Annotated in this window: 12 protein-coding genes and 1 pseudogene; 8 read left to right on the top strand and 5 right to left on the bottom strand. The window is 70.2% G+C overall.

Features of this window, described 5'->3' with window-relative positions:
* A pseudogene (locus tag A9X03_RS02435) lies at positions 1-226 on the bottom strand (sensor domain-containing protein); the annotation flags it as partial.
* Here A9X03_RS02435 and A9X03_RS02430 point away from each other — a divergent pair.
* From A9X03_RS02430 to egtE, 6 genes are all read left to right on the top strand, one after another.
* Complete coding sequence (locus tag A9X03_RS02430; protein ID WP_369830987.1) at positions 177-413, top strand: sensor domain-containing protein; 237 nt, start codon at positions 177-179, stop codon at positions 411-413. The pseudogene A9X03_RS02435 and the gene A9X03_RS02430 sit on opposite strands and share 50 nt — an antisense overlap.
* A gap of 167 nt (positions 414-580) precedes the next feature.
* Complete coding sequence (gene egtA, locus A9X03_RS02425) at positions 581-1,855, top strand: ergothioneine biosynthesis glutamate--cysteine ligase EgtA (RefSeq protein ID WP_067756670.1); 1,275 nt, start codon at positions 581-583, stop codon at positions 1,853-1,855.
* The gene (gene egtB, locus A9X03_RS02420; RefSeq protein WP_068018759.1) at positions 1,852-3,153 is read left to right on the top strand and encodes an ergothioneine biosynthesis protein EgtB; all 1,302 of its coding nucleotides are present in this window, start codon (positions 1,852-1,854) and stop codon (positions 3,151-3,153) included. Before egtA ends, egtB begins: the two co-directional genes overlap by 4 nt.
* Complete coding sequence (gene egtC / locus A9X03_RS02415; RefSeq protein WP_067756665.1) at positions 3,153-3,866, top strand: ergothioneine biosynthesis protein EgtC; 714 nt, start codon at positions 3,153-3,155, stop codon at positions 3,864-3,866. Before egtB ends, egtC begins: the two co-directional genes overlap by 1 nt.
* Positions 3,863-4,828, top strand: coding sequence for an L-histidine N(alpha)-methyltransferase (gene egtD / locus A9X03_RS02410; RefSeq protein WP_068259495.1), 966 nt, complete (start codon positions 3,863-3,865; stop codon positions 4,826-4,828). The genes egtC and egtD overlap by 4 nt, the downstream gene beginning before the upstream one ends.
* Positions 4,825-5,973, top strand: coding sequence for an ergothioneine biosynthesis PLP-dependent enzyme EgtE (gene egtE, locus A9X03_RS02405; RefSeq protein WP_068259492.1), 1,149 nt, complete (start codon positions 4,825-4,827; stop codon positions 5,971-5,973). Before egtD ends, egtE begins: the two co-directional genes overlap by 4 nt.
* A gap of 3 nt (positions 5,974-5,976) precedes the next feature.
* Here egtE and A9X03_RS02400 read toward each other — a convergent pair whose 3' ends face one another.
* Both A9X03_RS02400 and A9X03_RS02395 read right to left on the bottom strand, forming a co-directional pair.
* The gene (locus A9X03_RS02400) at positions 5,977-6,657 is read right to left on the bottom strand and encodes a class I SAM-dependent methyltransferase (RefSeq protein ID WP_068259489.1); all 681 of its coding nucleotides are present in this window, start codon (positions 6,655-6,657) and stop codon (positions 5,977-5,979) included.
* Positions 6,658-6,678: 21 nt separating this feature from the next.
* A complete protein-coding gene (locus A9X03_RS02395; protein ID WP_068259486.1) occupies positions 6,679-8,151 on the bottom strand; it encodes a glutamate--cysteine ligase in 1,473 nt (490 codons plus the stop codon).
* Positions 8,152-8,286: 135 nt separating this feature from the next.
* Here A9X03_RS02395 and glpK point away from each other — a divergent pair, with 135 nt between their 5' ends.
* Entirely contained in the window at positions 8,287-9,753 is a 1,467-nt protein-coding gene (glpK, locus tag A9X03_RS02390) for a glycerol kinase GlpK (RefSeq protein ID WP_067887576.1), read from the top strand.
* A 26-nt stretch (positions 9,754-9,779) separates the two neighbouring features.
* On the opposite strand, the gene A9X03_RS02385 is transcribed toward glpK, so the two are convergent.
* Complete coding sequence (locus A9X03_RS02385; RefSeq protein WP_068259484.1) at positions 9,780-10,487, bottom strand: PadR family transcriptional regulator; 708 nt, start codon at positions 10,485-10,487, stop codon at positions 9,780-9,782.
* A 204-nt stretch (positions 10,488-10,691) separates the two neighbouring features.
* Between A9X03_RS02385 and A9X03_RS02380 the strand changes: the two genes are divergently transcribed.
* On the top strand, positions 10,692-11,093 hold the full coding sequence (locus A9X03_RS02380; RefSeq protein WP_067756651.1) for a hypothetical protein: 402 nt from the start codon (positions 10,692-10,694) through the stop codon (positions 11,091-11,093).
* A gap of 8 nt (positions 11,094-11,101) precedes the next feature.
* Here the strand turns inward: A9X03_RS02380 and A9X03_RS02375 are convergent.
* A partial coding sequence (locus A9X03_RS02375; protein ID WP_197695995.1) for an RDD family protein occupies positions 11,102-11,971 on the bottom strand: 870 nt, incomplete at its 5' end.

The raw sequence follows: 11,971 nt of genomic DNA, 5'->3' as shown, positions 1-11,971 counted from the left end.
CCCAATCGGTACCGGCTTCTTGTTTGGTCCAGCTCGCGTCGGCCGCGCCCGGCGGCCCGCCGTCGAACGACCAGACCTGCGTGGCCCCGTTGTCCAGATGCATCGCGGTGGTCTGGCCCGAGCAGCCCACCGTCCGGTCCACCAGGCGATGGAAAGCGCGGTCGGCGGCATCGTTGGTGGCGAACACCCCGACGGCCTGTTTGACGAAGTGGGTCTGGTCGTTCGACGGCGGGCCGCCGGGCGCGGCCGACGCGAGCTGGACCAAACAAGAAGCCGGTACCGATCGGCGCTGCTTCAATCAAACCAGGCTGCGCGAAAACGTGTTACTGCAGGCCAAGGTCTGCCAGTCTGGCAACGCCGGGCCGGCGGTCAACGTGCTGGCCGGCGCGATGCAGAACGCGCTGGGTCAATGAGCGGGGCGCCGGCGCCGGGTCGGGCAGGCTTGAAAAGTAGCGCGAACGGGAATATGTCGGGGCCATCTGCTAGATGAAGAAGTGGCGGTCACCGTTCCCTTAGTCGGGTACGGGGACAGGTTCGCAGACGCGTGTTCAGGCTTGCTCAGGCCCGAAGGGATAGTGATATGACGTTCGCCGCCATCACTACCGCCGGCTCCGAGCTGGCCGGTGCGGAGATGGCCGATTCCCAAGCCGCCGCGCGTTACATCGCCGACGGCTGCTTGGTGGACGCCCCGCTGGGCCGCGTTGGTCTCGAGATGGAGGGCCACTGCCACGACCCGGCGGACCCGCATCGCAGGCCCGGCTGGGACGAGATCGGCGAGGTGTTGGGGCGCCTGCCCGAGTTGCCGGGCGGCAGCCGGGTCACGGTGGAGCCCGGCGGTGCGGTGGAGCTGTCCGGCCCGCCGGCTGACGGCGTGGTCAGCGCCATCGACGCGATGCGGCGCGATCAGGCCGCGCTGCGGTCGGCGTTCGCCGACGCCGGCCTGGGTCTGGTATTCCTCGGCGCGGACCCGCTGCGGCCACCCAAGCGAATCAACCCGGGCGCGCGTTACCGCGCCATGGAGCAGTTCTTCGCGTCCAGCCGCTCGGGCGACGCGGGCTCGGCGATGATGACGTCCACAGCGTCCATCCAGGTCAACCTCGACGCGGGGCCGCGGGCCGGCTGGGCGGCGCGCGTGCGGCTGGCGCACGCGCTGGGACCCACCATGATCGCGATCGCCGCGAACTCCCCGATGCTGCGCGGCGAGTTCACCGGGTGGGCCTCCACCCGGCAGTGGGTGTGGGGCCAGATGGACGCGGCACGATGCGGGCCGGTCCTGGGCGCCAGCGGCGACGACCCCGGCACCGACTGGGCGCGCTACGCGCTCAAGGCGCCGGTGATGCTGGTACACGCCCCGGACGCCGCCGCGGTCACGCACTGGGTGCCCTTCGCCGACTGGGTGGACGGCCGGGTGTTGCTCGGCGATCGCCGTCCCACCGTCGCCGACCTGGAATACCACCTGACCACCCTGTTCCCGCCGGTGCGCCCAAGGCAGTGGCTGGAGATCCGCTATCTCGACAGCGTGCCGGACGAGTTCTGGCCGGCCGTGGTGTTCACGCTGACGGCCCTGCTCGACGACCCCGTCGCGGCCGAGACAGCGGCCGAGGCAGTCGAACCCGTGGCCACCGCATGGGACACCGCGGCCCGGGTGGGCCTGCGGGACCGGCGGCTGTACGCCGCGGCCAACCAGTGCGTGGCGATCGCCGCCGAGCTGGCGCCGCCCGAGCTCGGCGAGTCGATGCAGCGGCTGGTCGACGCCGTCGAACGGTGCCGATGTCCCGGCGACGACTTCTCCGATCAGGTGATCCAGCACGGCATCGCGCCCACCGTGGCGCGCCTGGCCCAAGGGGGGCTGTGACGTCCGCGGATGAATGCCGGGCGGGTCTCGCCGACGATCTGGCGCGGGCGCGGACGCGAACGTTGCGGCTGGTCGAGTTCGACGACGCCGAACTGTACCGGCAGTACGACCCCCTGATGAGCCCGCTGGTGTGGGACCTCGCGCACATCGGTCAGCAAGAGGAGTTCTGGCTGCTGCGGGCCGGCGACCCCGGTCGGCCGGGCATGTTGCCGCCTGCCGTCGAAGGCCTGTACGACGCCTTCGTGCACTCCCGCGCGAGCCGCGTCGAGCTGCCGCTGCTGTCACCGGATCGCGCGCGGGCTTATTGCCGGACGGTGCGCTCGGCCGCCCTCGACGCCCTCGACGCCCTACCCGAGGATGCCGACAGCTTCCCGTTCGCGTTGGTGATCAGCCACGAGAACCAGCACGACGAAACCATGCTGCAGGCGTTGAACCTCCGCAGCGGCGCCCCGCTGCTGCGCGACACCGCGGCCTTGCCGGCCGGCCGGCCAGGCGTGGCCGGCACCTCGGTGCTGGTGCCCGCCGGCCCGTTCGTGCTGGGCGTCGACGCGGCGAGCGAACCGTACTCGCTGGACAACGAGCGGCCCGCCCACGTCGTCGACGTGCCCTCGTTCCGGATCGGCCGGGTGCCGGTCACCAACGGCGAGTGGCGGCACTTCGTGGAAGACGGCGGATACCGGCAGCCACGCTGGTGGTCGGAGCGCGGTTGGGAGCATCGCCGGCGTGCGGGCCTCACGGCGCCGCAGTTCTGGAGCCCCGACGCGCGGACGCGCACCCGGTTCGGCCACGTCGAAGACATCCCGGCCGACGAACCGGTGCAGCACGTCACCTTCTTCGAGGCCGAGGCCTACGCCGCCTGGGCCGGCGCGCGGCTGCCCACCGAGATCGAATGGGAGAAGGCCTGCGCGTGGGATCCGGCCACCGGCCGTCGGCGCCGCTACCCGTGGGGGTCGCAGCCCCCGTCCGACGCACTGGCCAACCTGGGCGGCGGGGCGTTGCGCCCGGCGCCCGTCGGCGCCTACCCGGCCGGCGCCTCGGCGTACGGGGCCGAGCAGATGCTCGGCGACGTCTGGGAGTGGACCGCGTCCCCGCTGCGGCCCTGGCCCGGCTTCGTCCCGATGATCTACGAGCGCTATTCCCAGCCGTTCTTCGACGGCGACTACCGGGTGCTGCGTGGCGGCTCGTGGGCCGTGGAGCCCAGCATCCTGCGGCCGAGCTTCCGCAACTGGGACCACCCGATCCGGCGCCAGATCTTCTCCGGTGTCCGGTTGGCTTGGGACGCCGAGGATTTCGCCTGATGTGCCGCCACCTCGGTTGGCTCGGGGCCGACGTCACCGTCTCCTCGCTTGTGCTGGACCCCCCGTCGGGCCTGCGGGTGCAGTCGTACGCCCCGCGCCGGCAGAAGCACGGCCTGCTCAACGCCGACGGCTGGGGTGTCGGGTTTTTCGATGTCGCTGCGGAGCGGCAAGTTCCCCGCCGCTGGCGCAGCCCGGCGCCGCTGTGGGGTGACGCGTCGTTCGACTCCGTCGCGCCCGCGCTGCGCAGCCACTGCGTGGTGGCCGCGGTGCGCTCGGCGACGGTCGGGATGCCTATCGACGTCAGCGCGACGGCGCCGTTCACCGACGGCCAATGGCTGTTGTCGCACAACGGAGTTGTCGACCGCGCCGTGTTGCCCCCGACCTCGCGGGCCGAATCGGTCTGTGACAGTGCGCTACTCGCGGCGGCCATCTTCGAGCGCGGCCTCGATGCGCTCGGCGAGACGATCACCGAGATCGCGGCCGCCGACCCGAACGCGCGGCTGAACATCCTTGCCGCCAACGGTTCTCGCCTGCTGGCGACGGCCTGGGGAGACACGCTGTCGATCCTGCGCCGCGCCGATGGTGTCGTCCTGGCCAGCGAGCCCTACGACGACGACCCCGGTTGGGCGGAAGTGCCGGACTGCCACCTCGTCGAGGTCACCGCGACGGGTGTGGCGCTGACCCCGCTGGATCACTCGGAAGGTTATCGATGACGCTGACACTGTCCAACCACCTGGCCGCCGACTCCGCGCACCAGGCGTTGCGCCGTGACGTGTTCGACGGCCTGCAGCGGACGCCGAAGTCGTTGCCGCCCAAGTGGTTCTACGATTCGCTGGGCAGCCATCTGTTCGATCAGATCACGCGGCTGCCCGAGTACTATCCCACCCGCGCCGAGGCCGAGATCTTGCGCGCCCGGTCGGGCGAAGTGGCGGCGGCCAGCGAGGCCGACACCCTGGTGGAGCTCGGCAGTGGAACCTCGGAGAAGACCCGGCTGCTGCTCGACGCGCTGCGCGCCCGCGGATCGTTGCGCAGGTTCGTCCCGTTCGACGTCGACGCCGGCATCCTCTCGACGGCCGCTGCGGCCATCCAACGGGAATACGTGGGCGTCGAAATCAATGCCGTCTGCGGCGATTTCGAGGAACATCTGACCGAGATCCCGACCGGCGGGCGTCGCCTCTTCGTGTTCCTGGGGTCCACGATCGGCAACCTGACGCCAGGGCCGCGCGCGGAGTTCCTCTCGAGCCTGTCCGCCCAGATGCAGCCGGGCGACAGCCTGCTGCTCGGGACGGATCTGATCAAGGACATTCACCGGCTGGTGCGGGCCTATGACGACTCGGCCGGGGTGACCGCGGCGTTCAATCGCAATGTGCTGGCGGTGATCAACCGGCAACTCGACGCTGACTTCGACGTCGAGGCATACCAACACGTGGCGCGCTGGAACGCCGACGAGGAGCGCATCGAGATGTGGTTGCGCGCCGGCCACGCCCAGCGGGTCCGCGTCGACGCGCTCGACCTGACCGTGGATTTCGCGGCCGGCGAGGAGATGCTCACCGAGGTGTCGTGCAAGTTCCGCCCGGACGGGGTGAGCGCCGAATTGACCGGCGTGGGGTTGCGTCCCACCCGATGGTGGACGGACGCCGCGGGTGACTTCGGGTTGTCGCTGGCCGTGAAGTGACGCCCGCGGGTTCGCTGGCTGACCGGTGGCGGGCGGCCCGCCTGCCGGCGGCTGGGCTGCACCTGGACAGCGCGGCGTGTTCGCGCCAAAGCCTTTCCGTGATCGACGCCGCCGCCCAGCACGCGCGCAACGAGTCCGAAGTCGGCGGCTACGTCGCGGCCGAGGCGGCCGCACCCGCGCTCGACGCCGGACGGGTGGCGTTCGCCGCGCTGGCCGGCATGCCCGACGCCGAGGTGGTGTTCACAACGGGCTCCCTGAACGCCGTCGACCTGCTGCTCGGCGCCTGGCCGGCGGGGCGCCGCAAGGTGGCGTGCCTGCCGGGTGAGTACGGCCCCAACCTCGCGCTGCTGGCCGCCCATGGATTCGACCGTCAGCTGCTGCCGACGCTCGGGGATGGCCGGTTGGCGCTCGACGACGCGGCGATGGCGCTGGAGGCCGACCCCCCCGATTTGGTCCACCTGACCGCTGTCGGCAGCCACAGCGGTGTGGTGCAACCGCTGCCGATGGTGGCGCAACTGTGCCGCGAGATGGGGCTGCCGCTCGTGGTCGACGCCGCGCAGGCGCTGGGCCAGGTGGACTGCGCGGTCGGCGCCGACGTGACCTACGCGTCGTCGCGCAAGTGGATCGCCGGGCCGCGCGGGGTCGGGGCCCTCGCGGTGCGCCGGGAGCTGATGGCGGGCCTGCGGCCGCGGCTGGCGGCGCCGGATTGGCTCGCGGGGTCGTTTTCGGTGGCCCAGCAGCTTGAGTTCGGTGAAGCCAATGTCGCGGCGCGCCTGGGATTCTCGCTGGCGTTAGGCGAGCATCTGGCGTACGGGCCGGAGGCGGTGCGCGGGCGGCTGGCCGAGCTGGGCGCCGCGAGCCGCCGGGCGCTGGCCGACGTGCCCGGCTGGGCGGTGGTCGAAGAGGTCGACGAGCCGAGCGCGATCACCACGCTGGCGCCCGTCGACGGCGCCGACCCGCAAGTGGTGCAGTCGTGGCTGCTGGCCGAGCGGCGGATCCTGATCACCTTCGTCGGCGTGCAGCGGGCGCCCCTGCAGCTGGCCGGGCCGGTGCTGAGGCTCTCGCCACATCTCGACACCACGGCCGGCGATCTGGAGACCTTCGCCGCGGCGCTGATCGCCGCGACCGCGGCGACGTCGGCCTGAGAACTAGCCCGCCTTGTGCGCCGTCAGCAGGTAGGCGGGCATCTTGATCCGGCCCCTGTCGTCGCGTTCATGCGGCGGGAATTCGAAGGGAGCATCGGGAATCTCGACGACATTCGACAGGATGTAGGCCGGGCGGATCTCGTCGACCTCCCAGTACTTGCTCACCGCCGCGCGCAATTCGTCCTCGTCGACTTCGTTGGGCTTCGGTTGCATTTCGGCGGGAAAGGCGCCCTTGGCGAACACCAGGACGAACAAGCTGGCGCCCGGCGCGGCCGCGCGGTGAATGGAGCTCAGGTAGCCGTCGCGCCCCTCGACGGGCAGCGAATGAAACAGCGTGGAATCGACGACGGTGGAGAAGCGGCCGTCATAGCCGCTGAACGACGTGATGTCCGCCTGCACGAAGCTGGCGGTCGTCAAGCCCCGCTCCTGCGCGGCCGCCGGGGCCGCCGCGACCGCGGTCGGCGTCAGGTCGACACCGACCACCGTGTAGCCCTGGGCGGCGAGCGCCAACGACAGCTCGGCGACCCCGCAGCCGGCGTCCAGCACGTCGCTGCGAAACCTGCCGGCGGCGACGAGAGCGGCCAGCTCCGGTTGCGGCTCACCGATGTTCCACGGCGGCGGGCCCTCGAAATGCGCCTGCTCGCGGTAGGCGCTGTCCCAGTCCATGACCTGATCGTCGGGCATGGTTTCAACGTACCCCCGCGGTCAGGACTCCCAGGTGTGCACCGGCTCGTTGGCGTGCATGTGCTCGCAGTACCGGCGCAGCATCTCGGCCAGCGCCGCGGGCCGGGTCATACCTGCATCTTCCAGCGTGCGCACGGTGGCCACCTGCCAGCCGGCGCCGTTGCGGCCGGTCCTCGCGCGGCCCTCGATGACCCCCAGGAAGCGGTCGCGCACCTCCGCGTCCACGCCCCAGCGGCGCAGCCCATCGTCGGCGATCGGCAGCAACGTGTCGAGCACCAGCGTGGTCGCCGCCACCTCGCCCAGGCCCGGCCACTGCAGCCGGGCGTCGATGCCGTTGCGCGCCGCCTCGAGAAAATTGGCTTGTGCCGCAGCGAAATCCATGCTCGCCCACACGGGATCGGTGTCCTCGGACAGACTACGCAGCAGTCCGTAGAAGAAGGCCGAATTCGCCAGCATGTCCACCACGGTCGGCCCGGCCGGCAACACCCGATTCTCCAGCCGCAGGTGCGGTCGCCCGTCGACCACGTCGTAGACCGGCCGGTTCCACCGGTACACGGTGCCGCTGTGCAGCCGCATCTCGGACAGCCGCGGTGCCCGCCCGGCGGCCAGCTCGGCGAGCGGATCCTCGTCGGACACCTCGGGCAGCAGGGGAGGGAAGTAGCGGATGTTCTCCTGGTACAGGTCGAGGACCGAGGAGATCCACCGTTCGCCGAACCACACCCGCGGCCGCACCCCCTGGGACTTCAGCTCCTCGGGCCGGGTGTCGGTGGACTGCGTGAACAGCTCGATGCGCGTCTCGGCCCACAGTTGGTGGCCGAAGAAGTATGGCGAGTTGGCGCCCAGCGCGAGCTGCGGCCCGGACACCGCCTGGGCTGCGTTCCAGTTGGCGGCGAATGTCTCCGGCGCGACCTGCAGATGCAATTGGATGCTGGTGCAGGCGGATTCGGGCGCTATCGACACGGCCTGCCAGCTCAGCGGTTCGGGGCCGGAGATCTTGATCGGGATGTCCTCGCCGCGGGCGGTGAAGATCGACTCGTTGAGCGCGGCATACCGGCGCGAGTCGCTCATCCAGCCGGTGGCCAGATGCTCGGGCATCAGCGTGGGCAGGATTCCGATCATCACGATGTGCGCCCCGCCGAGGCCGGCCTTGATCTCGGCGTCGTTCAGGCTGGCCCGCACCTCACCTTCGAGGTCCAGCGCGGTGTGTCCGGGCAGGGCGTGGGGTGGCACGTTGAATTCGATGTTGTAGGCGCCCAATTCCGGCTGGAACGCCGGGTCCCCGATGGCGTCCAGCACATCGCGGTTCGACATCGCCGGCTGATAATCGGCGTCGACCAGGTTGCACTCGATCTCCATGCCGGTGAGCGGCTTGTCGGAGTCGAAGTGCGACTGCGCGAGCATCGTTTCCAGGACGTCCAGGCAAAGTTCAAGCTTGCGCTGGTACTCCCGACGATGTGCGCTGGTGTACGTGGTGCGCTTGACCTCTTCGCCCACACCGCCGATGGAACAGGGTTACCGCCGGTAACGCAAGCAACCCGGCCGCTTGTCGAGTCGGGCAGACCATGATGGACTCCTGACGTGTCCGACTTCGTCGCCGCCATCGACCAGGGAACCACCAGCACCCGCTGCATGATCTTCGATCACGACGGCACCGAGGTCGCTCGGCATCAGCTCGAGCACGAACAGATCCTGCCCCGTGCCGGTTGGGTCGAGCACGACCCGGTGGAGATCTGGGAGCGTACCTCGTCGGTGCTGATGTCGGTGTTGAACCGCGCCAACCTGACCGCCAAAGACATTGCTGCCCTTGGTATCACGAATCAGCGGGAGACCACGCTGGTGTGGGATCGGCGCACCGGGCGGCCCTATTACAACGCCATCGTCTGGCAGGACACCCGCACCGACCGCATCGCTTCGGCGCTGGAACGCGACGGCCACGGCGACGTGATCCGCCGCAAGGCGGGCCTGCCGCCGGCGACGTACTTCGCCGGTGGCAAATTGCAGTGGATCTTGGAGAACGTCGACGGGGTGCGGGAGGCGGCCGAAAGCGGCGACGCGCTGTTCGGCACCCCGGACACCTGGGTGCTGTGGAATCTGACCGGCGGCCCGCGCGGCGGCGTGCACGTGACCGACGTGACCAACGCCAGCCGGACCATGCTGATGGACCTCGAAACCCTGGACTGGGACGACGAGTTGCTGTCATTCTTCGCCATCCCGCGTGCGATGCTGCCGGCGATCGCGCCGTCGTCGTCGCCGCAGCCGTACGGCGTCTCCGCAGCAACCGGGCCCGTCGGTGGCGAGGTGCCGATCACCGGGGTCCTCGGTGACCAGCATGCCGCGATGGTGGGCCAGGTGTGCCTGTCGGAAGGGGAGGCGAAAAACACCTACGGCACCGGAAACTTCCTGTTGCTCAACACCGGCGAGACGATCGTGCGATCGGACAACGGGCTGTTGACCACCGTCTGTTACCAGTTCGGCGACGCCAAACCCGTTTACGCGCTCGAAGGCTCGATCGCGGTCACCGGGGCCGCCGTGCAGTGGCTGCGCGACCAGTTGGGCATCATCAGCGGTGCCGCGCAAAGCGAGTCGTTGGCGCGTCAGGTAACCGACAACGGCGGGGTCTATTTCGTCCCGGCGTTCTCCGGGCTGTTCGCGCCCTATTGGCGATCCGACGCCCGGGGCGCGATCGTGGGGCTGTCGCGGTTCAACACCAACGCGCACCTCGCCCGCGCGACGCTGGAGGCGATCTGCTACCAGAGCCGCGACGTGGTGGACGCGATGGCGGCGGATTCCGGTGTGCGCCTTGAGGTTTTGAAGGTGGACGGCGGCATCACCGCCAATGACCTCTGCATGCAGATTCAGGCCGACGTGCTCGGGGTCGACGTGGTGCGGCCGGTGGTGGCCGAAACGACCGCGCTGGGCGCGGCCTATGCAGCGGGTTTGGCGGTGGGGTTCTGGGCCGGTCCGTCCGACCTGCGGGCGAACTGGCACGAAGACAAGCGGTGGACGCCGGCCTGGACCGACGAGCAGCGCGCCGCCGGCTACGCGGGTTGGCGCAAGGCGGTGCAGCGGACCCTGGACTGGGTCGACGTGACCTGATCCAGGGTCCGCTGTGTGCTACGGGCTCAGTCTTCGCCGAGGATGCCGTAGACCTCGCGTCGCGCGTTGTTGAGGATCTCGACGATGCGCTGTTGCTGCTCGGCGGTGGCGGTGTGCGCGGACTGCGCGACCGCGCCGAACAGCTGGCCGACGGCCGCCCGCAGGTTCATGTGACCCGGGTCGGCCCCTTCGGCGATCTCGTCCCACGGCGGGGTCTCCACCTTCTCGGCCGCCGTGCGGCCCTCGTCGGTCAGCTCGAACAGCTTCTTGCTGCCCTCGCTCTCGCTCGCGGTGATCAGGCCCTCGTCGGTCAGCAACTGCAGCGTCGGGTAGACCGAACCGGGGCTGGGCTTCCAGAGTCCGTTACTGCGTTCGGCGATCTGCTGGATCATCTCGTAGCCGTGCATCGGCCGCTCGGCGAGCAGCGCCAGGATGGCCGCGCGGACGTCACCGCGCTTGCCGCGACCGGGGCCGCCGCGCCGCCATCCGCCGCGCCGGCCGCCCGGGCCGAAACCGAAACCCGGACCGAATCCGGGGCCGAAACCCGGGCCGAAGCCCGGACCGAAACCGGGGCCGAAGCCCTGGTCCCCGGTGTGGTCGCGCAGGTGTTCGAAGAATTCGCGCCGGGCTTGGCGCCGGGCGCCGTGCAGGGCGCGCCGTTGGACCGGGCCGGTGCCGAAGCCGAAGCCCTGACCGGCGAACGGTCCGACGGGTGGAGTGAATGGATTGCTCATGTTTGTTGTCCTCATGTTCTCGGGGTAGCGCACCGTCTGTGCGCTTCGAAGTATCACGATATATCGGAAACGATCGCGATGCAACGGTTGCCTTGAAGACGGCCCGAGTGAACCCCGATGACCTGCGGTTCGGCGACCATGCCGGCCGCTGCTCGCGTCGCCCGCCCGGTTTGCGCCCGACGGGCGGCGGGTAGGAACTCTGGGATGAACGCTGATAACTCCAACCTCGCGGTGGGCAGCGGAACCTCCAGCCCGACCGACCCCGCGCGGGGCGGCAGCGGTCCCAGAAGTGGCGGCCGCAACGTATGGCCGTGGGTCAACTGGGCCCTGGCGCTGGCCATGGTGCCCGCCGCCGCCATCGTGATGCTTTTCGCGCTGGGCGCGGTGATGAGTACCGGCGGTTGCTCCGACCGCAGTTGCCCGAACCTGGGCCATGGGGGAATCGATTTCGGGACCGCGTTCTACGGCGCCCCTGCTGTCGCCGTCGTGGTCATCGTCATTTCGCTGTTCACCGCCAAGCGTCGCGGTGGGATCGCGGTTCCCCTGCTCGGCTGGGCGCTGTTGATCGCCGACGTCCTGCTCATGGCGGCAAGCGTCTCCGGCTAGCGCACCCGTCAGTTCGGCGGTGAGAAACCGCCCGGCGCGGGATTCGCCGGCGCCTGGTGCGCGGCGCCCTGGTCCGGCCACGGGACGGCCTGCGGCGGCGGCGCCGGCGGCCAGGCTGACCACGGTGCGGGGACCGCCTGCGGCATCGCGGGACGCAGCCGTGCGAGTTCCCGGCGGTGCCGTTCGGCGAGCACGGCGGCGAGCACCAATTCCGGCGGGGCGCCCGGCGGGGGCGGCGGCGCGATGCAAGACACCACGTCGCCGGCGATGCGGTATGCCATCTGGTGGCGTAGCTGGCGATCGAGTTGCGGTGCACGCGAGAGGAATTGGCGTGCAACCTCGGCTTGGCCCGGGGACAGGCCGGAAAGTTGCAAAGACGAGGCCCACCAGGCGAGCGACGGCGGCATCACGGGAGGGGGACCCAGGCGGGGCCCGCGTTCGTTCACGACCACGGTGCCGGCGAAGATGTCGCCGATTCGCTTGGCCTTCGGGGACAGGATGCTGCAGATGACGGCCGGACTCCCGAACAGCATCCAGATCTCCACCACCGCCGCCAGTGCCCGAAACAGTGCCTGCCGGAACCGTTCTGGGCCGCCGTCGTCGGACACCACCCGCAGGCCCATCGCGATCTTGCCCACCGACCGTCCGCGCGTTGCCGTTTCGAGCGTCACCGGATAGCCGACGAGCACTAGCACGGTGAAGATTAGCAGCACGGCGGTGCTCAGCGCCGAGTCGTACTGGGTGAGCGTGGCGGCCCACAACATCAGTCCGAGCAGGTAGCAGACGACCATCACGGCGATATCGATCAGTGCGCTCAACGCCCGCACCGGCAACTGGGCGATCTGCACGTCGAGCACGACCGCGTCGCCGGTCACCAC

This window comes from Mycobacterium sp. E1715 (assembly GCF_001667625.1).
In the GTDB taxonomy this organism is placed as follows: Bacteria; Actinomycetota; Actinomycetes; order Mycobacteriales; family Mycobacteriaceae; genus Mycobacterium.
Note: the sequence above shows the minus strand (reverse complement) of the source record. Positions and strands in the feature narration are given on the sequence as shown.